Origin of the sequence: Sabulicella glaciei, from assembly GCF_026183895.1 — a bacterium.
Taxonomy (GTDB): Bacteria; Pseudomonadota; Alphaproteobacteria; order Acetobacterales; family Acetobacteraceae; genus Roseococcus; species Roseococcus glaciei.
Map to the genome: position 1 here is coordinate 46312 of NZ_JAPFQI010000002.1, position 22612 is coordinate 68923.

The window sequence follows — 22612 nt, forward strand, 5'->3', positions numbered from 1 at the left end:
CTTGTCGGCCTATGCCTGCTTGCGGGGATTCCATCGATGGCCGAGGCGCGTGGGGACGCGCGCGGCACGGTGCAGTCCCAGAAACCAAGCCGGCCAGTGGCTGCTCCCGTGCGCAACGCTTCCCGTTCCGCCGCCCCGGCCCGCGCCGCTGCGGGCCCTGCGGCGTCGTCCGCGCGGCAGCAGGCGTCGCGTCAGGCCCCGGCCCGCAACGGCCGCGCCACGGCGCGCCAGGCCGCCACGACCAACAGCCGCATGCAGGTCGCGCAGCGTGGCCGCAGCACGGCGCCGGTGCCGTATAGCCGCCACCAGACCGCCGCGTCGCAGGGCCTGCGCCAGTCCGCCATGGCAACCTGCACCATGCGTGGCGGGCGCCGCGTCTGCGCCCCGGCCGCCGCCGCGCAGCCGCGCAACGTGTCCTTCCGCTGGGGCAGCGACCTTCCGCCCATGACCATGGCGCAGACTTCCTGCCCGGATGGCACCATGGCCACCATGGCGCTGGGCCACACCGACGTGATCCGCTGCGTCCCGCTCTGAGGGGCGGACGGGACCGCGGGTTCGCGAAAGGGGCGCCTCGGCGCCCCTTTTTCATGTCCGGGGCGGGCGGGGTGCCCGCCTTGCCCGAATGGCCGGGTGGGGCTACGGATGCCGCGCATTTCGGCAAAGCCACCAGCGAAGGACGCGCAATGGCCCGCAAGAAGATCGCCCTCATCGGCGCCGGCAACATCGGCGGCACCCTCGCCCACCTGATCGGCCTGAAGGAGCTGGGCGACGTCGTCCTGTTCGACGTGTTCGGCGGTGTGGCGGCGGGCAAGGCGCTCGACATCATGCAGTCCGGCCCGGTGGACGGCTTCGACAGCGCCATGTCCGGCGGCAGCGACTACAGCGCCATCGCGGGCGCGGACGTCATCATCGTCACCGCTGGCTTCCCCCGCATGCCGGGCATGAGCCGTGACGACCTGCTCACCAAGAATGCCGGCGTGATGGGCCAGGTGGCCGAGGGCATCAAGCAGTATGCCCCCGACGCGTTCGTGATCTGCATCACCAATCCGCTCGACGTCATGGTCTGGGCGCTGCAGCAGAAGTCGGGCCTGCCCGCGCACAAGGTGGTCGGCATGGCCGGCGTGCTCGACTCCGCGCGCTTCCGCCTGTTCCTGGCGCAGGAGTTCAACGTTTCGGTCGAGGACGTGACCGCCTTCGTGCTCGGCGGCCATGGCGACACGATGGTACCGCTGACCCGCTACTCCACCGTCGCCGGCATCCCGGTGCCTGATCTGGTGAAGATGGGCTGGACCACGCAGGAGAAGATCGACGCGATCGTCCACCGCACCGCCAATGGCGGCGGCGAGATCGTGAAGCTGCTGGAGAAGGGCTCCGCCTTCTACGCCCCGGCCGCGTCGGCGGTGCAGATGGCCGAGGCCTACCTGAAGGACAAGAAGCGCGTCCTGCCCTGCGCCGTCATGCTGAACGGCGAGTACGGGCTGAAGGACTTCTACGTCGGCGTGCCTGTGGTGATCGGCGAGGGCGGCGTCGAGCGCATCGTCGAGGTTCAGTTCACGCCGGAGGAGAAGGCGGCCTTCGACAAGTCCTGCGACGCGGTGAAGAAGCTGGTCGAGGACTTCAAGAAGCTCGGCGTCTGATCCCACCCCGAGACGCAGCAGGAAACCAGCCATGAACATCCATGAGTACCAGGGCAAGGAACTGCTGCGCCGCTACGGCGTGGCGGTGCTGGACGGCCATGTCGCGTGGACGGCCGAGGAGGCCGAGGCCGCCGCGCGCAAGCTGCCCGGCCCGATCTACGTGGTGAAGTCGCAGATCCACGCGGGCGGCCGCGGCGCCGGCCGCTTCACCGACGACCCGAACGGCAAGGGCGGCGTCCGCCTCGCCAAGTCGCCCGAGGAGGCCCGCGCGGCCGCCGAGGCGATGATCGGCCACACGCTGGTCACCAAGCAGACCGGGCCCGAGGGCAAGCTCGTCTCCCGCGTCTATGTCGAGGCGGGCTGCGACATCGCGCGCGAGCTCTACCTTTCGCTGCTGCTGGACCGCGAAACCTCGCGCATCGTCATCATGGCCTCCACCGAGGGCGGCATGGAGATCGAGGAGGTCGCCGAGCACCAGCCGGAGAAGATCCTCAAGGTCCATGTGGACCCGGCGACGGGGTTCAGCGGCTGGCACGGCCGCAAGCTGGCCTTCGCCCTCGGCCTCGAGGGCAAGCAGGTCAACTCCTTCGTGAAGTTCGTCGAGGCGATGTACCGTGCCTATGTCGAGCTGGACTGCGCCATCGTCGAGGTGAACCCGCTGGTGGTCACCAAGGCCGGCGAGGTGGTGGCGCTCGACGCCAAGGTGTCCTTCGACGACAACGCGCTGTTCCGCCACAAGGACCTCGAGGCGCTGCGCGACGACAGCGAGATGGACCCGAAGGAGCTGGACGCCGTCACGCACGAGCTGAACTACGTGGCGCTGGACGGCGAGATCGGCTGCATGGTGAACGGCGCCGGCCTCGCCATGGCGACCATGGACATCATCAAGCTCTACGGCTCCTCGCCGGCGAACTTCCTGGACGTGGGCGGCACGGCGGACGCGGCGCGGGTGACGGAGGCGTTCCGCATCATCACCAGCGACGCCAACGTGAAGGGCATCCTGGTCAACATCTTCGGCGGCATCGCCAAGTGCGACATGATCGCCGAGGGCATCGTCGCTGCCTCCAAGAACCTGGACCTCAAGGTCCCCCTCGTGGTCCGACTGGAAGGCACGAACGTGGAGCTCGGCAAGAAGATCCTGGCCGAGAGCGGGCTGAAGATCATCCCCGCGGACAACCTGGCCGACGCCGCCCAGAAGGCGGTCGCGGCGGTGAAGGGCGCCTGACCATGGCCATCCTCGTCGACAAGAACACGAAGGTCATGACCCAGGGCTTCACCGGGGCCCAGGGCACCTTCCACGCCAGCCAGGGCATTGCCTACGGCTCGAACTACGTGGGCGGCGTGACGCCGGGCAAGGGGGGCACCATGCACCCCACGCTGAACCTGCCCGTTTTCAACACGGTGGCCGAATGCCGGGAAAAGACCGGCGCCGATGCCTCCGTGATCTACGTCCCCGCCGCCTTCGCCGCCGACAGCATCATGGAGGCGATCGACGCCGAGGTGCCGCTGATCATCTGCATCACCGAGGGCATTCCCGTGCTCGACATGGTGCGGGTGAAGCGCGCGCTGGGGGGCTCCAAGTCCATCCTGGTGGGCCCGAACTGCCCCGGCGTCATCACGCCCGAGGCGTGCAAGATCGGCATCATGCCCGGCCATATCCACCGCCGCGGCTCGGTCGGCATCGTGTCCCGCTCGGGCACGCTGACCTACGAGGCGGTGGCTCAGACCACGGCGGCCGGGCTTGGCCAATCCTCCTGCGTCGGCATCGGCGGCGACCCGGTGAAGGGCATGGACTTCGTGGACGTGCTGGAGCTGTTCCTTCGGGACGACGAGACGAAGTCGCTGATCATGATCGGCGAGATCGGCGGGCAGTCCGAGATCCTCGCGGCCGAGTTCCTGGCCCGGGAGAATTTCGGTCCCGGCAAGCCGAATAAGCCAGTGGTCGGCTTCATCGCCGGCGCCACCGCCCCCCCGGGCCGCCGCATGGGCCATGCCGGTGCCGTGATCTCGGGTGGCAAGGACACGGCGGAGGCGAAGATGGAGGCGATGAGGTCCGCCGGCATCCACGTCGCCGACAGCCCGGCGAGCCTCGGCTCGACCATGGTGCGGGCGCTGAAGGGTTGATCCAGGCCTTCTGAACGGCGCCGCAACGCGATTTTGCGGCGCAGCACGGCCATTTTTCCCCCTCTCCCATGCGGGAGGGGGGATGCCTCGCCACCGCCATCATCCCTATGTTAAGCGACCCCGCCGCAGGCTCCGTCCTGCGGCGAAGCATGCTGCATGAAGAAGGACCGGCCGCCGAAACGCGGACCGGGAGGACAAGAATGGCCGGTGTGGACATCCTCGCGAGCGCGATGAACGGGGCGAATGCCGCCTATCTCGCCGACACCTATGCGCGGTGGGTCGAGAAGCCTGACAGCGTGGACCCTTCCTTCGCGGAACTCTTCGCCGCGCTGAACGACGATGCCCGCGCCGTGCTGACGGACGCGATGGGCGCTTCCTGGGCGCCGCGGCCCCGCGGCGGCTTCGCGCCCGCCGAGGAAGCGAGGCCCGCCCCCAAGGGCGCCAAGCCCGGCGAGGCCCGCGCCACGGACCCCGAGGCGGTGCGCAAGGCGGCGCTGGATTCCCTCCGTGCCCTCATGCTGATCCGCTCCTACCGCGTGCGTGGCCACCTGGAGGCACAGCTCGATCCGCTGGGACTGCAGCAGCCCGCCCCGCACCCGGAGCTTTCCCCCGCCTTCTGGGGCTTCGAGGAAGGCGACCTCGACCGCCGCGTCTTCATCGACAACGTGCTCGGGCTGGAAACGGCCACGGTGCGCGAGATCATGGAGCGGCTGCGCGCCACCTATTGCGGCCCGATCGGCGCCGAGTTCATGCACATCCAGGATCCCGGCCAGAAATCCTGGATCCAGCAGAAGCTGGAAGGAGCGCCCTGGACGGGCGCCTTCGACAAGGACAGCAAGCGCAAGATCCTGAAGGAGCTGACCGAGGCCGAGGGCTGGGAGGCCTTCTGCGCCAAGAAGTATGTCGGCACCAAGCGCTTCGGCCTGGAGGGTGGCGAGAGCACCATCCCCGCCGTGCAGGCGGTGATCGAGACCACGGCCGGGCTCGGCGTGAGCGAGATCGCGATCGGCATGGCGCATCGCGGCCGGCTGAACATGCTCGTGAACGTGGTGAAGAAGCCCTACGTGCAGGTCTTCTCCGAGTTCAAGGGCGGCTCCTTCAAGCCCGACGACGTGCAGGGCTCGGGCGACGTGAAGTACCACCTCGGCACCTCGACCGACGTCGAGATCGCCGGGCGGATGGTGCACCTGTCCCTGCAGCCCAACCCCTCCCACCTCGAAGCGGTGGACCCGGTGGTGGTGGGCAAGGTGCGAGCGCGCCAGGACATGTCCGGCGACACCATCGAGCGCTCCACGGTCATGGCCATCCTGCTGCACGGCGACGCCGCCTTCGCGGGCCAGGGCGTCGTGTACGAGACGATGGCCATGTCGCAGCTCGTCGGCTACCGCACGGGCGGGACGGTGCACATCGTCACCAACAACCAGATCGGCTTCACCACCGTCCCGGTCCACGCCTATAGCGGCCTGTACTGCACCGACATCGCCAAGTCCGTGCAGGCGCCCATCATCCACGTGAACGGCGACGACCCTGAGGCGGTGGTCTGGGCCGCGCGGCTCTGTGCCGAGTTCCGGATGCGCTTCCGCGCCGACGTGGTGTTGGACATCGTCTGCTACCGCCGCCACGGCCACAACGAGAGCGACGAGCCGGCCTTCACCCAGCCCAACATGTACAGCCGCATCCGCCAGATGCGGACCACGCGCACCCTCTACGCCGAACGCCTGGCCACCGAGGGCAGCATTCCGGCCGAGGAGGCGCAGGCCATCCAGGACGCGTTCAACGCGACGCTGGAGGAGGCCTTCGGGGCCGCCAACGCCTTCAAGCCCAACAAGGCCGACTGGCTGGAAGGCCACTGGGCCGGGCTGCAGCCCAAGGGCGGGGAAGGGGAACTGGACCACGCCACCGCCCTGCCGCTCGACACGCTGCGCGAGGTCGGCGCCGCCCTTTCGCGGGTGCCCGAGGACTTCAACGTCAACCCGAAGATCGCCCGGCAGATGGAGGCCAAGAAGCAGGCCATCGAGGGCGGCGAGGGCATCGACTGGGCGACCGGCGAGGCGCTGGCCTTCGGCACGCTGCTGCTGGAGGGCCACCGCGTCCGCCTGTCCGGCGAGGACGTGCAGCGCGGCACCTTCTCCCACCGCCATGCGGTGCTGGTGGACCAGCGCACGCAGCGCGAATACACGCCGATGAATCAGATCCGCGAGGGGCAGGCCAAGTTCGAGGCTTTCAACTCCCTCCTGTCCGAGTTCGGCGTTCTGGGCTTCGACTACGGCTATTCCTTGGCCGATCCCAATACGCTGGTGCTGTGGGAGGCGCAGTTCGGCGACTTCGCCAATGGCGCGCAGGTCATCATCGACCAGTTCATCGCCTCCGCCGAAACGAAGTGGCTGCGCATGTCCGGCCTCGTGATGCTGCTGCCGCACGGCTATGAGGGGCAGGGGCCGGAGCACTCCTCCGCCCGGCTGGAGCGCTACCTCCAGCTTTGCGCCGAGCGCAACATGCGCGTCTGCAACTTCACCACCCCGGCCAACTACTTCCACGCGCTGCGCCGCCAGCTGAAGGCGAACTACCGCAAGCCGCTGGTGGTGATGACGCCGAAGTCGCTGCTGCGCCACAAGCTGGCCGTGTCCTCGCTCGCCGAGTTCGGGCCGGGCAGCGCCTTCCGCCATGTCATCCCCGAGGTGGACGCGCTGGTGCCGGAGGCGCAGGTGCGCCGCGTCGTGCTCTGCACCGGCAAGGTCTATTACGACCTGCTGCAGGAGCGGCGGGACAAGGGCGTGAACGACGTCGCGATCATCCGGGTGGAGCAGCTCTACCCCTTCCCGGTGAAAAGCCTGCCCCCCGTGCTCGCCCCGTACCGCAACGCCGAGGTGGTGTGGTGCCAGGAGGAGCCGGAGAACATGGGCGCCTGGCACTTCCTCGACCGCAAGATCGAGAAGGTGCTGGTCGGACTCGGCGGCAAGGCGCAGCGCCCGGTCTATTTGGGGCGCGAGGCCGCGGCGAGCCCCGCCACCGGCCTCGCCAAGGTTCACCAGGGGGAGCAGGATGCCCTGGTGAAGCAGGCGCTGGGGTTGTAATCACCCCGTGAATTCCAGCGGCGGGGGCCAATCGTCCCCGCCCCAAGCGGCGCGCCGCCGGGCGCGAAAAAGGCAGACAGGACGATGGCGACCGAAATCCTCGTGCCCACCCTGGGCGAAAGCGTAAGCAGCGCGACCGTGGCGCGCTGGCTGAAGAAGGCCGGGGAGGCGGTGAAGGCCGACGAGCCGCTGGTGGAACTCGAAACGGACAAGGTGACGGTGGAGGTGAATGCGCCCTCCGCCGGCGTGCTGGAGGCCATCGCGGTGCAGGAAGGCGCCGAGGTGGAGCCGGGCGCCGTGCTGGGGACTGTCGCCGCCGGTTCCGGGGCGGCCGCCCCGGCGCCAGCTTCGGCGGCTGCGCCGCCCAAGACCTCCGACCCCAACCCGGCCCCGCCGCCCAACGCGCCCGGCAACCCGCCGCCGCCGGCCTCGGCCCCCACCTCGGCCCCGGCGCCGGGCAATTCCGCGGCCAAGCCCGCCGGCACGGGGGGCGGCTCCGTTTCCGCCTCCGTTTCGCACAGCGCGCCGCTGCCCGCCGCCGCCAAGATGATGGCGGAGAACAGCGTCTCGGCCGAGCAGATCGGGGCGGGCAGCGCCAAGGGCGGCCGCATCGCCAAGGGTGACGTGCTCGACTTCCTCCAGCGCCCGGCTGCCGCACCCGCCAGCACTCCCGCCGCCAAGGCCCCCGCCCGCTCGCTGGAAGGCGGCGAGGAGCGGGTGAAGATGACGCGGCTGCGCGTCACCATCGCCCGCCGCCTGAAGGAGGCGCAGAACACCGCCGCCATGCTCACCACCTTCAACGAGGTGGACATGGGCGCGGTGATGGCCCTGCGCGCCGAGTACAAGGACCATTTCGAGAAGCGCCACGGCACGAAGCTCGGCTTCATGAGCTTCTTCGTGAAGGCCTGCGTCGCCGCCCTCCAGGAATTCCCCGCCGTGAACGCGGAGATCGAGGGCGACGAGATCATCTACAAGAACTTCGTCCACATGGGCATCGCGGTGGGCGGGCCCAACGGCCTCGTCGTACCGGTGCTGCGCAACGTGGAGGAAGCCGGCTTCGCCGAGATCGAGAAGCGCATCGCCGATTTCGGCAAGCGCGTGCGCGACGGGCAGCTGAAGCTCGAGGAGATGGCTGGCGGCTCCTTCACCATCACCAATGGCGGCATCTACGGCTCGCTGATGTCCACGCCGATCCTCAACCCGCCGCAATCGGGTATCCTAGGCATGCACAAGATCCAGGAGCGCCCGATGGCCGTCGGCGGCAAGGTGGAGATCCGCCCGATGATGTACCTGGCCCTGTCCTATGATCACCGGATCGTGGACGGGAAGGAGGCCGTCTCCTTCCTCGTTCGCGTGAAGGAAGCGATCGAGGACCCGCGCCGCCTCCTGCTGGCGGTTTGAGCCATGCGTTCCCGCGAAGGCCAGCTTTCCGACAACCGCCCCATCTCCCGCTCGCGCGTGGAGAAGGAGAAGCAGCTGCGCGACCTCAAGGAGGTGCTGGCGGGCATGAAGCCCCATGCCACGCCTGCCCTGCGCGACAGCGTGAAGAACAAGATCAAGGAGCTGGAGGCGGAGCTGGCGGCCCCGCCGCCGCCCCCGCGCGACCGGCGCCCGCCGCGGCGCGAGTTCTGACGCCCGGCGCATCTCCAAGCCGAGCGGAACCGCTCGGCGCGACTCGGAGAATGCGTCCAAGAAACAGGCTGGACCCAGGCGGGGGAGGAAACTCCCCCGCCTTTTTCGTCACACCCAGGGCGCGCCCCGGTCCACCCGGACCACGCGGTTCACGAAGATGCCCGGCGTCGCGACCTTCTCCGGGTCCAGCTCGCCCAGCTCGCGGATATGCTGCACCTGCACGACCGTCAGCTCGGCCGCCATCGCCATGACCGGGTTGAAGTTCCGTCCCGACTGCCGGTAGGTCAGATTGCCCCAGCGGTCGCCTTCCCACGCCTCCACCAGCGCCACGTCGCCCTTCAGCGCGTGCTCCATCACGTAGCGGCGCCCGTCGAACTCCCGCTCCTCCTTGCCCTTGGCCAGCAGCGTGCCGACGGAGGTGGCGGTGAAGAAGGCCGGGATGCCGGCGCCCGCGGCACGCATCCGCTCGGCCATCGTGCCCTGGGGCACGATCTCCAGCTCGATCTTGCCTTCGCGGTACAGCTCCTCGAACACGACGGAGCCCTGGGAGCGCGGGAAGGAGCAGATGATCTTTCGGACGCGCCCCAACTCCATCAGCCGCGCCAGGCCGACGCGCCCGGCGCCCGCGTTGTTGGCGACGCAGACAAGGTCGGTCGCGCCCTGCTCGATCAGCCCCTCGATCAGCGCATCAGGCTGGCCCACGGAGCCGAAGCCGCCGATCAGGACGGTGGAGCCATCCTTGACCCCGGCCAACGCGTCGGCGACGGACTGGACGATCTTGTTGATCACGCGGCGATTCCCCTTTCCTCCCGGCGAGGCGCGCAAGTTGCGCCACGCATGCCGGTGCGGCAAGGGCCGCCGGGGCTCAGCGCCGCAGCAGCGCCGAGATCTCCGCGCCCGTCGGCACGCCGTTCAGCACCGCGAGGTCGCCCTGCATCAGCGCACGCGAGGCGGCGACCACTGCGCCCATCGCGTGGCGGTAATTGCCGCCGCCGATCGAAACGCGCCGCACCCCCGCCTCGGCCAGCACCGAAAGCGGCACGAGGCCGGAGCGCGGCCCCATCACCACGTTCACCGGCTTGGGCGAGACTGCCATCACCACGGCGCGGATGCTGTCCATGTCCGGCAGGCCGGGCGCGTAGAGCACGTCCGCCCCTGCCTCGGCGAAGGCCTGGAGGCGGCGGATCGTGTCGTCGAGGTCGTTGCGTCCGTGCAGGAAGTTGTCGGTGCGCCCAGTCAGCAGGATGCGCCCTTTCGCCGCCTTGGCAGCCGCCTCCAGCCGCCGCACCGCCGCGTCGAAGGGGTGAATGGGCGCCTCCGGGTCGGCGGTCGTGTCCTCGATGCCCAGTCCGGCGAGGCCGGATTCGATCGCGGCTTCCACCGTCGCGGCGCAGTCCTCCGGCGCGGGGCCGAACCCGTCCTCCAGGTCGCCATTCACCGGCAGCCCCGTCAGTCGGGTGATCATCGCGGCATTCGCGATTGCCTCCTCCCGCGACACGGCCGCGAGCCCGTCCAGCCGGCCCATCGCCCAGGCGATGCCGGCCGAGGTGGAGGCGAGGGCGGGGAAGCCCTCCCGCGCCATCAGAACGGCGGAGCCGCCATCCCAGGGATTCGGCATGACGAAGCAGCCGCTTTGGTGCAGGGCGCGGAAGCGCTCGAATCCTTCGGACATCGGCTCACTCCTCTTCGGCGTAGGGATTCTCCGTGCCGCGAAGCTGCAGGCGGATCGGCACGCCCGGCATGTCAAACTCCTCGCGGAACCCGTTCAGCAGGTAGCGGCGGTAATCCTGCGGCAGGAGTTCGGCGCGCGTCCCGAAGATCACCAGCGTCGGCGGGCGCGCCTTGGGCATGGTGGCGTAGCGCAGCTTGAGGCGGCGCCCGTCCACCAGCGGCGGCTGGTGCCGCTCCAGCATCGTGCCGAACCAGCGATTCAACGCGCCGGTGCCGATGCGGCGGTTCCAGCGCTCATGCGTGCGGCGCACGGCCGGCATCAGCTTGTCCACGCCGCGCCCGGTGGCGGCGGAAAGCGGCACCACCTCGATGCCGCGAAGCTGCGCCAGCGAAGCCTCCAGCACGTCGTCCAGCGCGGCCTTGGCGGCCGCCCGGTCCTCCACCGCGTCCCACTTGTTCAACGCGAGGACCACGGCGCGCCCCTCGCGCTCGGCGAGGCGGGCGATGCGGATATCCTGCTCCTCCAGCCCCAGCAGGGCGTCGAGCACCAGGATCACCACTTCCGCCTCGCGCAGCGCCGAGATGGAGGAGGCGACGGACAGCTCCTCCAGCTTCTTGGTGATGCGCGCGCGCTTGCGCAGCCCCGCAGTGTCCACGAGGCGCACGGGTCCCACCGCGTCGCTCCACATCGCCGCCACGGCGTCGCGCGTCAGGCCGGGCTCCGGCCCGGTGATCATCCGCTCCTCGCCGAGGAGCTGGTTCAGCAGGGTGGACTTGCCTGCATTCGGGCGGCCGAGGATGGCGAGGCGCAGCGGCTTCTCCGCGCCGTCCTCGCCCTCACCCTCTTCCTCCTCGGGCGGAAGTTCGGGCAGGTGCTCGGCGATGGCCAGCATCAGCCCCATGATGCCGTCGCCATGTTCGGCCGAGACGGCGATGGGCTCGCCCAGGCCGAGTTCGAAGGCCTCCATCGCCGCTGCCGCGCCGCCGCGTCCTTCCGCCTTGTTGGCGACGAGGATGACGGGGCGCCGCGCCCGGCGCAGCCAATTGGCGAAGGCGCGGTCGGAGGGCGTCAGCCCGGCGCGGGCATCCACCACGAAGACGGCGACGTCGGCGCGCTCCAGCGCTGCCTCGCTGCTGGCGCGCATGCGGCCGAACAGCGATTCCGGCGCCGCCTCCTCCAGCCCCGCCGTGTCCACCAGCAGGATGGGGCGGCCAGCGATCTCCGCCTCCACCTCCTTGCGGTCGCGCGTCACGCCCGGCGTGTCGTCCACGATGGCGAGGCGCCGCCCGGCGAGGCGGTTGAACAGGGAGGACTTGCCGACATTCGGCCGTCCGAGGATCGCGACGACCGGAAGGGCGCTCACCTCACCCCACCCCGCGCATCGCGGCGATGTCGCCGCGATCCGTCAGCAGGTAGAGGCTGTTGCCCGCGATGGCCGGCTGCAGCGTCGTCCCGCCCGCGATGCGCGTGCGCTGGACGATCTGGCCCGAGCCCGGCTCCACCTCGGCCATCTGGCCGTGACTGCCGGCGACCAGGATGCGCCCGCCGCCCAGCACCGGGGCCGCCCAGGTGATGGGACGGCGGCGCCGCGCCTCGTCCTCGAAGCCCGGCAGGGGGCTGATCCAGCGGATGCGCCCGTCGGTGCGGCCGATCGCGGCGAGCTCCGACCGGCTGGACAGGACGAAGACCCAGTCCCCGGCCACGGCCGGGGTGGCGCTGCCGCCCATCTCGCGCTCCCACACGCGGCGGCCGGAGCGCATGTCGATGGCGACCGTGCTGTTGCCCATGCCGACGGCGTAGACGCGTCCCTGGTCGATCACCGGCATGGCGGTGATGGCGCTGATCTCGGCCAGGGACATGCCGCGCGAGGTGCCGAGGCTTTCGCTCCACTGCACGCGCCCGTCGGCGACGCGCAGCGCCACCAGCTCGCCGGAGGCGAAGCCCGCCACCGCCACCTCGCCCTCCACGGCCGGCGCCGGCAGGCCGAGCGGCAGGGCCTGCACCGTGGTGGAGCGGAAGGTCCAGACCTGCCGCCCATCCTCCGCCGCGAGCCCGATCAGCTGCCCCTCCACCGTCGGGACCAGGATGCGCCCGCCCGCCACGGTGATGCCGCCGCGCGCCGGGGCCGGCAAAGGCTGGCGCCAGCGGATCGTGCCCGTCCCGGCATCGATTGCGATGATCTCGGACAGGCCGGTGGCAGCAAAGATCGTGCCGTCGGCGAAGGCGATGGCGCCGCCCAGCGCCCCGTCGCGGTCGCGCCGGGGGCGGGTGTCGGCCTGCCAGCGCCGGGCACCCCGGGCCGTGTCCAGCGCCGTGACGTAGCCATAGGCGTCGGCCGCGAAGACCGTGTCGCCCGCCACCAGCGGCGGGCAGGTCAGGCGGCGGCGATAGGCGGTGCCGGTTCCGATCGAGCTGGTCCAGATCTGGCCCAGCGGGCTGGGCAGGGACAGGTGGCCCGGATTGTGGCCGAGCGTGCCGCCCGCCACCGCCCAGTCGCGGTTAATCTGCGCGGCGGGCAGCACGAGGGGGCGCTCCGCCGCCTCGCGGTCCACCTCGACGCCGCGCTCGGCCGACAGGATAGGGATGCGCTCGCCGGGCAGGGGGGTCTTGCTGCTGCCCACCACGCGGTCGAACAGGTCCTGCGTGGTTTCGCAGCCGCTGAGGAAAAGCCCGGCCCCGGCGAGGAGCGCGGCGCGGCGGCCCGTTGCGTGTGTCATCAGCTTCCCAATCCTCCGAGCAGCCGTCCGGCGCGGTCGCGCACGCCTTGCGGCGATGCCTGGTCCGACAGGATGGCCTCGAGTGAGCGCCGGGCCTGCTCCGTGTTGCCACGCCGGATGGCGAGCAGCGCCAGCACCTCCCGCGCCGAGGCGCGCCAGGGCGCGCCATCCGCCGCGAGGGGAAGAAGGCGCGCCTCCACCGAGCCGGGCTCGGCCGAGTCCACGGAATGCAGCGCCCACATCAGCGTGGCGAGGTCGCGGTAGATCCCCTCCGCCCCCGTGTCGCGCGACAGCGCGTCCCAGGCGGCCAGGGCACCCTCGCGATTGCCGGATTCGGCCAGCAACGCGGCCTCGCGCAGGCGGGCCAGGGTGCGGTATCCGGCTGGTGCCTCTGCCGCGACGGCGCCGAAGCGCCCGGCGACGGCGGCGAGGTCCGCATTCTCGGCCGAGGCGGCTTCGGCGGCCTGAAGGAACTGCCCGGCCGCGATGCCGGCCTGGCGGGATTCCCACCACTTCCAGCCTTCCCAGCCGCCCACGCCCGCGAGCACGATCAGCGCCAGCCCGGTCAGGGCGCCGCCGAAGCGCTGCGCGAGGCGCTGGGCGCGTTCCGCCCGCAGTTCCTCGTCAACCTCGTCAACCAGATCCGGCAATGCCATCCGTCCCGCTGCAAGAAGGCGAGGGTCTAGCAGCATGTTCGCGCCCCGTTAAGGCGCGGGGTGTTTGGCTGCGGGGGTGCGCCCTTCCACGCTGTCCTTTCTCGCCCTGCTTCTCCTCGCCGGATGCGACGGTCCCGCCGCCGTCGCCACGGTGGGGGTGAACGTCGCCGCGCTGGCCGTCACGGGCGGCACCGTGCCCGATCTGGTGGTGAGCGGAGTGACCGGCCGGGACTGCTCGGTGGCGCGCCTGGACCGTCGCCTCGCCTATTGCGCGCCGCGCGAGGAAGTGCCGGGTCGCCCCCCCCCTACTGCACCCGGTCGCTGGGGTCGGTGGATTGCTGGCTGACACGGCCACCCGCGATCCCGCAGCCGCGCGGCGTGGCGGACGCGCCTCCTTTCTCACCAAGATAGAAGCAGGCCCGAAGTACCGACCTTCCGATTTTGTAAATTATCTCGTTGCGACAGGGAACGCGCCAGTCGTGGCAAAAATGTTATCGAACTGATGGAAGATGAACCGTTCCCACCTTTTGGTGTTGAACCCGATTGATTCTGGGAATTCTTTTGGGGGTCGGGCAGCAAATGAATCATCTATCGAGGACGACTGTGCCAAGATGGCAGGTTCGCCCGGGCCACGAGCTGCTGGCGCGGACCACCTACCCGCTCTTCTGGCTGCTGAATCGGCCGTCCATGGCCTGGTTCGGTCGCGCCGCCTATGATTTCGCGCTGCGTTGCAACGGCATCGCCATCAACTTCCGGGGCCGCCACGGTCTGTCCGCGGCGGAAGAGGCGTTTCTCGCGCGGATCGCACCGGAGATCGGCGATGGCACGGTGCTCGACGTGGGCGCGAACACCGGTGCCTATGCCGTCGCGCTGCGACGCTTGGCCCCCCTGGCACGCATCCTGGCTTTCGAGCCGCACCCTGCGACCCGCGCCGTGTTGGAAGAGCGCCTCGCCGGAACCGGGGTCGAGATCCAAGCGGCGGCGCTCGGCGACACGCGGGGAAGGGCGCGGCTGTTCGACTTCGCCACTGCCGATGGCTCGACCCAGGCGAGCCTGTCGCGCGATTCCGTCGCTCTCTACGAGGAGGAGGTGGTGGAGCACGCCGTCGCCGCCACGACGCTGGACCATTTCCTGGACGCGAACGGGATCGGAACGGTGGCTTTCCTGAAGGTCGACACGGAAGGCCACGATCTGCACGTGCTGCGCGGGGCGCGCGAAAGCATCGCCCGCCAACGCTTCCGCGTGATCCAGTTCGAGTTCATCGGCGCCAACATCGCCACCGGGGTGACGATGCGCGACTTCTTCGATGCGTTGCCTGGCTACCGCATCGCCCGGCTTTGCCTGAATGGCAGCGAGATGCCGCTCGATCCCTATGGCGTGAAGCGCTGCGAGATCTTCGTGAACCACAACCTGATCGCGCGGCCGGTCTGAGGCCTTCAGGCGCCGGCCGTGTTGCCACCCGACGGCGGGAAGGAGGCACCGCCCCTCCCCGGCCGCAAGGGCTTCAGCGAAAGGCGACGGGGCGGCCGACCGGCGTGCCCAGCACCTCGTCCTCGCGCATCACCACATGGCCGCGCACGATCGTGCCAACCGGCCAGCCCTGGCAGCGATGCCCGTCAAAGGGCGTCCAGCCGCAGGGCGAAGCGATCCAGCTTTCCTCGATCACCCGGCTCTTTGCCATGTCCACCAGGGTGAAGTCGGCGTCGTAGCCCACGGACAGGCGTCCCTTGTTCACCACGCCATAGACCCGCGCCGGCCCGGCGCACATCAGGTCCGCGAGGCGCATCAGCGACAGGCGCCCGTTGCTCACGTGGTCCAGCATGACGGGCACGATGGTCTGCACCCCGGTCAGCCCCGCCGCGCAATCCGGCCAGGGACGCTCCTTCGCCGCGCGGGAATGCGGCGCGTGGTCGCTGCCCACCACGTCCACGCGCCCGTCGCGCACCGCCGCCCAGGCGGCCTCCAGGTGGCGCTTGTCGCGGATGGGCGGGTTCATGACCGCATAGCCGCCCAGCCGGTCATAGGCCTCGTCCGTCTGGGTCAGGTGGTTCATCAGCACCTCGACGGTGCAGATGTCGCGAAAATCGGCGAGGTACTCCAGCTCCTCCGCCGTGCTGACGTGCAGGATGTGGGCCGGGCGGCCGGTCTTGCGCGCCAGGGCCATCAGCCGCCGCGTGCCGAGGAAGGCGCACTCCACGTCGCGCCATTCCGCGTGCATGCGGTGCGGCATGCCGGTCTGGTAGTTCGGCTTGCGCTCGCGCAGCCGGTACTCGTCCTCCGAATGATAGGCGATGCGGCGGCGGCCGGAGCGCATCACCGCCTCCAGCCCTGCATCGTCCTCGATCATCAGGTCGCCCGTGGAGGAGCCGGCGAAGACCTTGATGGCGCAGACATTCTCCTCCACCTCCAGCGCGGCGAGCTCGGGGATGTTGCGCCGCGTCGCGCCGACATAGAGCCCCATGTCGCACCACGCCGTTTCCTCGACGCGGCCGCGCTTCCAGGCGAGCTGCGCGGAGTCGGTGATGGCGGGGCTGGTGTTCGGCATGTCGAACACCGCAGTCAGCCCGCCCAACACCGCCGCGCGGGTGCCGGTGCCGATCGTCTCGACCGAGGCGTCGCCCGGCTCGCGCAGATGGACATGCGCGTCCACCAGCCCGGGCAGCACGTGCAGCCCCTTGCAATCCACCACCTCGCGCGCCTCGGCGGTGCGAAGGTCGCCCATGGCGGCGATGCGCCCGTCGCGCACGCCGAAGTCCAGCGCCTCGATGCCCCAGGGCAGCACGGCCTTTCCGCCGCGAAGGATCAGGTCGAACAAGGTGGCATTCTCCCGGCAAGTCGGGCGTAAACTGCGCCGGACAGGAGGAAAAATCCATTGGCCCAGCCCATCTGGCTCGAATGCGCGCTGAACGGCGCCTGGACGCGCGAGCGCCAGCCCCGGATTCCCGTCACGGTCGCGGAGATCGTCGAGGAAGGAGCCGCCGCCGCCGCCGAGGGCGCGGCGATCCTGCATTTCCATGCCTATGACGAAACGACCGGCGAGCAGCGCGATGACTGGCAGATCTATGCCCGCATCATCGAGGGGCTCAGCGCGCGCACCGACGCCATCCTGTATCCGACGGTTCCCGGCGAGGCGACGCACGCGCCGGACCGATTCGCACATATCCGCGAGCTTGCCGCGCGCGGCCTGCTGGAATGGACGGTGCTCGACCCGGGCAGCGTGAACCTCTCCGTGGCGGGCAGCCCGGGGCGGGGCGCGGTGTACCGCAATCCGCCGCGGGAGCTGGGGCCGATGGCGGGCTTCTGCGCGGAGCGGCGCCTGCATCCGGGCTACGCGATCTACGAGCCGGGCTTCACCCGCGCGGGGGCGGCGCTGGCGCGGCAGGCCGGGATGCCGACGCCGATCTACCGCTTCATGTTCAGCGACCGCTTCCTGTGGGGCTTCCCGCCGCGCCCGCGCTTCCTCGACGCGCATCTGGCGCTCCTGGCGGAATGCGATCCCGGCGCGCCCTGGATGGTGGCGGGTCTCGACGTGGACCTGTCGCCGCTGCTGGAGCACGCGGCGTCGCGTGGCGGCGGGTTGCGCGCGGGGCTGGAGGATGCGCCGCTGGGGACGGAGGCGAACAACGCCGCGCTGACCCGGGCCGCCGCGCGCCACGCCCGCCGCCTGGCGACGCCGAAGGAGATCCGCGCGGCGCTTCAGCCCAGATAGTCGAAGACGCTGCCTTCCGCCGGGACGCCCTCGACATGGCGCCGGTGCCACAGGGCGTAGAACAGGAGGTGCCAGGAGGCCGCGCCCTCGCGCTTGCCGGCGGCGGCGCGGAACAGCGCCTCCACCCGGCCGGGACGGCAGATCTCGGCGATGCTGTCCTGCCGCGCCACCATTGGCCCCAGGCGCTCGGCATGGGCGGCGATCCAGGCGCCGACCGGCACGGTGAAACCCTGCTTGGGGCGGAAGGGCTCGCTGGCCGGGAAGTGGCGGCGCAGCCATTCACGCAGCAGCCACTTGCCCTGGCCGCGCCGCACCTTCAGCGCATCGGGCAGGCGGAAGCAGGCTTCGGCCATGCCGGGGTCGAGGAAGGGGGTCCGTCCCTCGACGCCATGCGCCATCAGGCAGCGATCCAGCTTCAGCAGCAGGTCATTGGGCAGCCAGTCCGCCACGTCCAGCGCCTGCGCCGCCTGCAGCCGGGTGCGCCCGCCCTCCGCCGCCTTGGCCTCCGCCGCCGCGATGCCGTCGCGCCAGGATCGCGGATCCTCGCGCAGCACGTCCAGCCGGTCGAAGGCCCCGCGCGCGCGCATGGCACGGCCCCAGCGCCACCAGGGGCGCATGGCGGCGCGGTAGCGGCCATAGCCGCCCAGCATCTCGTCCCCGCCCTCGCCGGAAAGCACGACCTTCACCTCCTCCCGCGCGCGGCGGGCGAGGAACCAGGAGGGGATGATGGCGTAATCCGCCGCCGGGTCGTCCATGCAGGCGACGATCTCCGGCAGGTGGCGCAGCACCATCGCCTCCGTCACCTCGACCTCCACGTGGCGGGCGCCGACGGCCTGGGCGGCGCGGCGCGCGGCCTCGCGCTCGTCGGCCGCGCCCTTCACGTCGAAGCCGGCGGTGAAGGCGGTGACGGGGTTCTCGTTCAGCCGCGCCATCATCGCCAGGACGGCGGCGCTGTCCGTCCCGCCTGACAGGAACAGCCCATAGGGCACGTCGGAGCGCTGATGCAGCGAGACGCTTTCCCCGAAGGCGGCGTCGAAGCGGGCGATCGCCTCCTCCTCGCCGATGGTCTCGGGTCCGCCTTCGGGCAGGGCGAGGCGGCGGCGGCGCTCGGTCACGCGGCCATCGGCGATCGTGAGGCTTTCGCCCGGCAGGAGGCGGGTGATGCCCGACAGGATCGTTTCCGCGCCGGTGGTGAACTGCAGCTGCAGCAACTCGTCGCGCGCTTCCTTCCGCACGCGCGGCGCGACGAGGCCGGCCGCGACCAGCGCCTGCATCTCCGAGGCGAAGGCGAGGCCGCCCGGCACCTCGGCCACGTAGAGCGGCTTGATGCCGAAGGGGTCACGCGCCAGCACCACCCGGCGATGCGCGCGGTCATGGAGGGCGATGGCGTACATGCCGCGCAGCCCCTCCACGAAGCCCAGCCCGTCGCGGCGATACAGGTGCAGCGGCGGCTCGCAGTCCGAGGCGGTGAGGCAGGACAGCCCGTTCGCGTCGCGCAACTCGCGGTAGTTGTAGATCTCGCCATTGGCGACCAGCGCCGCCCCGCCGGCCAGCAAGGGCTGCTGCCCGGTTTCGAGGTCGATGATGGAAAGCCGCGCATGGGCCAGGGCGGTGTTGCCGGCGACGTGGCAGCCCTGCCCGTCGGGGCCGCGATGCGCCAGGGCACGCGACAGCGCGTCGAGCACGCGGGGGTCCGGGTTCTCCCCGGCCCGCAGCGCCAGCCCCGCCAGCCCGCACATCAGGAACGACCCGCCATGGGGGCGACCTTGTGCAGGAGATCGTGCCACAGGGAAAGCACGGGAGCCTCCGCGTGCTCCTTCTCGAAGGCGGCGCGGCCGGCTTGGGCCAGGGCGGCGGCGCGGGCGGGCGAGGCCAGCACCTCGGCGATGCCGCGCGCCAGGGCCTCGGGGTTTTCGGGGGGGGCAAGGAGCCCCGTCTCCCCGTCGCGGATCAGCTCGCTCGGGCCCTGGGCGGCGGCGGCCACGACCGGGCACCCGGCGCCCCAAGCCTCCAGCACCATGTTGCCCAGGGGCTCGTGGCGGGAGGAGGAGACGAAGACATCCGAGGCGGCGAGCAGCGCGCCCACGTCGTCGCGCCAGCCGGGCAGGTGGACGCGGCCCTCCACGCCGCATTCGCGCGACAGCGCCTCCAGCGATGCGCGCTCCGGCCCTTCCCCTGCGATCACCAGCGTCGCCTCCGGCAGCAGGGCCACCGCGCGGATCAGCACGTCGAAGCCCTTGTTGCGATGGAGGCGCCCGAGGCCGAGCAGGCGCGGCGGAGTTCCGGGCAGCGCGGCAGGGGTGGCGCCTGCGTAGTCGGTGGCGAAGTTGGGCAGGTGGTGGACGCGCCCCGTAGGCCAGCCTTGCGCCGTGATCCAGCGCACGAGGTCGCGCGTGTTGGCGACGAGGTGGTCGCAGCTTCGGTAGTGGCGAAGGTCGTAATACCCGCCCAGCCGTCCCACCAGCACCCAGTCCCCCGCCGGCGCGTGACGGGCGGCGCGGTTCATCCAGGCCATCACCACGTCCGGCCGCCATTCCCGCAGGACGCGGCGGATGCGCGGCTTGGTCAGCAGGTCCAGCGGCCCGCCGAAGCCCAGCTGCACCGGGTCCAGCGCGGCGAGGCGCGCGGCCCGTTCCGCGTCGCGGCGGATCACCGGCAGCACCTCCACCCCCGCGCGCGGCAGGGCGAGGCTCAGCCGCTCGAAGAAACGCTCCGCGCCGCCCATCCTCGCCCCGGCCATGAGGTTGGCGAGCCTCACGCGGCCAGCGCCTCGAAGCGCGAGGCGACCTCGTCCCAGGAGGGGCCGGGGCCGCGCCGCAGCGCTGCGCGATGAATGGCAAGCCAGGCCGTGTCGTCGGACAGCAAGCGACGCGCCGCCGCGACGAAGCCCTCCGCGTCGCGCGCCACCACACCCGAAACGCCGTCCACCACCCGCTCCGCCACCGCGCCGCGATCCATCACGACGCAGGGCAGGCCCATGGCCTGCGCCTCGGCGAGGGCGAGGCAGAAGGTTTCGCCCGCATCGCCGGGGTAGAGCATGACCCGCGCCGCGAGCAGGGCTTCGCGCAGCGCGGGGCGGGGCAGGGGGGGCAGCACGCGCAACCCGGCCTCGCGCGCCGCTTCCAGCGCCGGGGCGGAACGGGCGGCGAGGCGGGAATCGCCGCCATAGGTCGCGGCGCCCGAATAGGCGCGGAACTCGCCGATGCCGATGCGCGGCCACAGCGTCGCCAACTCGGCGAGGCCGCGCAGCGGGGAGGAGGTGAAGACCGCCACGGGCGGCGGCGGGGCGCGCTCCGGCGCGGGCGCGTCGAAGGGCGGCGCCAGCGCCAAGGGGATGGAAACGCGCCGGCCCGGCAGCCAAGGCGGGACGGTGGCGGCGTGGTGCGGGCCCAGCGTTGCCAGAACGGGCCGCGCCAGCAGCAGGGGCCAAAGGTGGCGCGGCTTCCGGAGGTAGCCTGCCGGATTGTGCAGCCACAGCACGCGCCGCCCGCGCGGCAGGACCCGGAACAGCCGTGGCACCCGCGCCGCCACCACGAGGTCGGCACGGGCGGGCATGGACGTCGCCTCGCCCTCGAAATGCAGCGTCAGCTCGTGGCCGCGCCGCTCGAATGCCTCGGCCAGCAGGGCGAAGGCGGTCTCCACCCCGCCCAGTGGGCGTTCGGTGATCGCGTCGGCGGTGATGCGCGGCCCCTCGTTGGCCAGCACGATCCTCAAGGGCGGTGCCTTTCCGGCTCCAGCCGGGCCTTGAGGTGGGACAGCAGCGGAAACAGCCCGGCGCAGAGCGCGATCAGCAGGCCCCAGCCGCCTTCCCGGTAGCCCTTGCGGCCCACGTAGCACTTGATCGTGCGGCTGACGAAGCGCCGCACATTGTCCGGCAGTGTGCCGATCTCGCCCGATGCCAGCAGATCCGCCGCCTTGGCGCTGGAATAGCGGTCGAGGCGCTTGAGCATGTCGGAGATGTCGCGGTCCAGCTCGTGCCGGATGCCGTGCATCTCGATGCGCTCGCCCTCCGTTCCGGTCCAGTCGAGGCCGGGATGGACGCGCTGCGCCCGCCAGTGCTTCGCGCCGCGCCGGAACAGGATGGGCTTCAGCGTGGTGCCGAAGGAGCCGCCCCAGCCATGCCGGATCAGCCGCCCGCCCACGTAGTTGTCGATCCGCACCCGGTGGAAGCCATGCGGGCTCCCGGCGATGACGCGTCGGATCTGCGTGCCCAGTTCGGACGGCACGCGCTCGTCGGCGTCCACCTCCAGGATCCACTCGCCCTCGCAGGCGGCGATGCCGGCATTGCGCCGGTCGCCTTCCAGCTCCCACGCGCCTTCCAGCACGCGCGCCCCGGCGGCGCGGGCCATGGCGGCGCTGCCGTCGGTCGAGCGGTCCAGAACCACCACGACCTCGTCGGCGAAGCCGAGCGACCCGAGGCAGTCGGGCAGCCGCGCCTCCTCGTTGCGCGCGACGACCAGGGCGGAAAGCTTCATGGGACGGCTTCCGGCGCCAGCAGCGCGCCTGCCGCGTGCAGCACCTGCGCGACGGAAAGCCGCTGCATGGGCGCCGCGCCGGGCGGCCCCTTGGCGAGCACGGCCCGCGCCCGCGCGCCCACCGGCGCGTATTCGCTCGCCGGGGTCGGGCCGAACAGGCCCAGCGTCGGCGCGCCCGCGGCGGCGGCGAGGTGCATCAGCCCGCTGTCGTTGCCGATGAACAGCGCGGCGCGGGACAGGACGGCGGCCGCCTCGGGCAGGGTCAACTGCCCGACAAGGTCCACCGCGCCCGGCAGGGCCGCGAGCACCGGCGCGGCCGCCGCGCGCTCCCCCGCGCCCGGCCCGCCCAGTATGGCGATGCGCGCCCCGGCCAGCGCCCCGTCCGGCGCGGTCAGCGCCTCCGCCACGGCGACGAAGCGCTCGGCGGGCCAGGTCTTGGTGCTCCAATTGGCGGTGGGGCCGAGCAGCAGCCAGTTCGCGCCAGGCAGCAGCGCTTCGGCGCGCGCGGCATCCGCCCCGTCCCACCACGCCACCGGGCGCGGTGCGGGCTGCACGCCCAGCGTAGCGGCGAGGTGCAGCAGGCGATGCCCCTCCCGCCGCCCGCCGCGCATCACCGCGCGCCGCCGCGCCAGCAGAGTCCAGGCGAGGGCGGAGCCGCGCAGATCCACCACGAGGTCCCAATGCGTCGCGGCCACCTGTCGCCACAGCCCGAGCCAGTGGAGGGACCAGCGCTTCTTTTCCACGGGGATCAGCCGCTCCAGTCGCGGCATCCGCGCGAACACACCTTCCGCCACCACGCCGCAGGCCACGGTGAAGCGCGCCTCGGGATACGCGCGCAGGAGGTGGTCGAGCAGCCCGGTGGACAAGACCGCGTCGCCGATGCGGGTGGAGGACACGAAGAGGATGCGCACGGCGC

Annotated in this window: 21 protein-coding genes; 10 read left to right on the forward strand and 11 right to left on the reverse strand. The window is 71.4% G+C overall.

Annotation, left to right across the window (positions count from 1 at the left end; translation table 11 throughout):
• The first annotated feature begins 36 nt into the window (after positions 1 to 36).
• The 7 genes from OF850_RS05450 (at position 37) to OF850_RS05480 (ending at position 8467) form a co-directional block, all read left to right on the forward strand.
• On the forward strand, positions 37 to 534 hold the full coding sequence (locus OF850_RS05450; RefSeq protein WP_301588912.1) for a hypothetical protein: 498 nt from the start codon (positions 37 to 39) through the stop codon (positions 532 to 534).
• A 149-nt stretch (positions 535 to 683) separates the two neighbouring features.
• Complete coding sequence (gene mdh, locus OF850_RS05455) at positions 684 to 1637, forward strand: malate dehydrogenase (protein WP_301588913.1); 954 nt, start codon at positions 684 to 686, stop codon at positions 1635 to 1637.
• Positions 1638 to 1668: 31 nt separating this feature from the next.
• Positions 1669 to 2862: an ADP-forming succinate--CoA ligase subunit beta gene (gene sucC / locus OF850_RS05460; protein ID WP_301588914.1), complete on the forward strand. Its 1194-nt coding sequence runs from the start codon at positions 1669 to 1671 to the stop codon at positions 2860 to 2862.
• Between the two features lie 2 nt (positions 2863 to 2864).
• A complete protein-coding gene (sucD, locus tag OF850_RS05465; protein WP_301588915.1) occupies positions 2865 to 3761 on the forward strand; it encodes a succinate--CoA ligase subunit alpha in 897 nt (298 codons plus the stop codon).
• A 200-nt stretch (positions 3762 to 3961) separates the two neighbouring features.
• Positions 3962 to 6835 carry a 2-oxoglutarate dehydrogenase E1 component gene (locus tag OF850_RS05470; protein ID WP_301588916.1) on the forward strand — a complete coding sequence of 958 codons (2874 nt, stop codon included), beginning with the start codon at positions 3962 to 3964 and terminating at the stop codon, positions 6833 to 6835.
• A gap of 84 nt (positions 6836 to 6919) precedes the next feature.
• On the forward strand, positions 6920 to 8236 hold the full coding sequence (gene odhB, locus OF850_RS05475; protein ID WP_301588917.1) for a 2-oxoglutarate dehydrogenase complex dihydrolipoyllysine-residue succinyltransferase: 1317 nt from the start codon (positions 6920 to 6922) through the stop codon (positions 8234 to 8236).
• Positions 8237 to 8239: 3 nt separating this feature from the next.
• Complete coding sequence (locus OF850_RS05480; protein ID WP_301588918.1) at positions 8240 to 8467, forward strand: hypothetical protein; 228 nt, start codon at positions 8240 to 8242, stop codon at positions 8465 to 8467.
• A gap of 108 nt (positions 8468 to 8575) precedes the next feature.
• Here the strand turns inward: OF850_RS05480 and OF850_RS05485 are convergent, their stop codons facing one another.
• The 5 genes from OF850_RS05485 to OF850_RS05505 form a co-directional block, all read right to left on the reverse strand.
• Entirely contained in the window at positions 8576 to 9256 is a 681-nt protein-coding gene (locus OF850_RS05485) for a 3-oxoacid CoA-transferase subunit A (protein ID WP_301588919.1), read from the reverse strand.
• 76 nt (positions 9257 to 9332) lie between these two features.
• The gene (locus OF850_RS05490; protein WP_301588920.1) at positions 9333 to 10139 is read right to left on the reverse strand and encodes an isocitrate lyase/PEP mutase family protein; all 807 of its coding nucleotides are present in this window, start codon (positions 10137 to 10139) and stop codon (positions 9333 to 9335) included.
• 4 nt (positions 10140 to 10143) lie between these two features.
• Complete coding sequence (gene der, locus OF850_RS05495) at positions 10144 to 11502, reverse strand: ribosome biogenesis GTPase Der (RefSeq protein WP_301588921.1); 1359 nt, start codon at positions 11500 to 11502, stop codon at positions 10144 to 10146.
• 1 nt (position 11503) lies between these two features.
• On the reverse strand, positions 11504 to 12856 hold the full coding sequence (locus OF850_RS05500) for an outer membrane protein assembly factor BamB family protein (protein WP_301588922.1): 1353 nt from the start codon (positions 12854 to 12856) through the stop codon (positions 11504 to 11506).
• Positions 12856 to 13512 (reverse strand): tetratricopeptide repeat protein, encoded by a 657-nt coding sequence (locus OF850_RS05505; RefSeq protein ID WP_301588923.1) that lies wholly within the window; start codon positions 13510 to 13512, stop codon positions 12856 to 12858. The genes OF850_RS05500 and OF850_RS05505 overlap by 1 nt, the downstream gene beginning before the upstream one ends.
• 76 nt (positions 13513 to 13588) lie before the next feature.
• On the opposite strand from OF850_RS05505, the gene OF850_RS05510 reads away from it, so the two are divergent.
• Together OF850_RS05510 and OF850_RS05515 are read left to right on the forward strand one after the other, a co-directional pair.
• Positions 13589 to 13858, forward strand: coding sequence for a hypothetical protein (locus OF850_RS05510; RefSeq protein WP_301588924.1), 270 nt, complete (start codon positions 13589 to 13591; stop codon positions 13856 to 13858).
• A gap of 341 nt (positions 13859 to 14199) precedes the next feature.
• Positions 14200 to 14943 carry an FkbM family methyltransferase gene (locus OF850_RS05515; RefSeq protein ID WP_301588925.1) on the forward strand — a complete coding sequence of 248 codons (744 nt, stop codon included), beginning with the start codon at positions 14200 to 14202 and terminating at the stop codon, positions 14941 to 14943.
• Positions 14944 to 15016: 73 nt separating this feature from the next.
• Here OF850_RS05515 and OF850_RS05520 read toward each other — a convergent pair whose 3' ends face one another.
• The gene (locus tag OF850_RS05520) at positions 15017 to 16327 is read right to left on the reverse strand and encodes a dihydroorotase (protein ID WP_301588926.1); all 1311 of its coding nucleotides are present in this window, start codon (positions 16325 to 16327) and stop codon (positions 15017 to 15019) included.
• 57 nt (positions 16328 to 16384) lie between these two features.
• Between OF850_RS05520 and OF850_RS05525 the strand changes: the two genes are divergently transcribed.
• A complete protein-coding gene (locus OF850_RS05525; protein WP_301588927.1) occupies positions 16385 to 17221 on the forward strand; it encodes a 3-keto-5-aminohexanoate cleavage protein in 837 nt (278 codons plus the stop codon).
• Here the strand turns inward: OF850_RS05525 and asnB are convergent.
• From asnB to OF850_RS05550, 5 genes are read right to left on the reverse strand one after another with little or no spacing between them, the layout of a single operon-like run.
• Entirely contained in the window at positions 17209 to 18960 is a 1752-nt protein-coding gene (gene asnB, locus OF850_RS05530) for an asparagine synthase (glutamine-hydrolyzing) (protein WP_301588928.1), read from the reverse strand. The two genes, OF850_RS05525 and asnB, sit on opposite strands and share 13 nt — an antisense overlap.
• A complete protein-coding gene (locus OF850_RS05535) occupies positions 18960 to 19961 on the reverse strand; it encodes a glycosyltransferase (protein ID WP_301589187.1) in 1002 nt (333 codons plus the stop codon). Before OF850_RS05535 ends, asnB begins: the two co-directional genes overlap by 1 nt.
• A gap of 14 nt (positions 19962 to 19975) precedes the next feature.
• Positions 19976 to 20926 carry a glycosyltransferase gene (locus OF850_RS05540; RefSeq protein ID WP_301589188.1) on the reverse strand — a complete coding sequence of 317 codons (951 nt, stop codon included), beginning with the start codon at positions 20924 to 20926 and terminating at the stop codon, positions 19976 to 19978.
• Positions 20927 to 20931: 5 nt separating this feature from the next.
• Positions 20932 to 21696, reverse strand: coding sequence for a glycosyltransferase family 2 protein (locus tag OF850_RS05545; protein WP_301588929.1), 765 nt, complete (start codon positions 21694 to 21696; stop codon positions 20932 to 20934).
• Entirely contained in the window at positions 21693 to 22607 is a 915-nt protein-coding gene (locus OF850_RS05550; protein WP_301588930.1) for a glycosyltransferase family 9 protein, read from the reverse strand. The genes OF850_RS05545 and OF850_RS05550 overlap by 4 nt, the downstream gene beginning before the upstream one ends.
• Positions 22608 to 22612 lie beyond the last annotated feature (5 nt).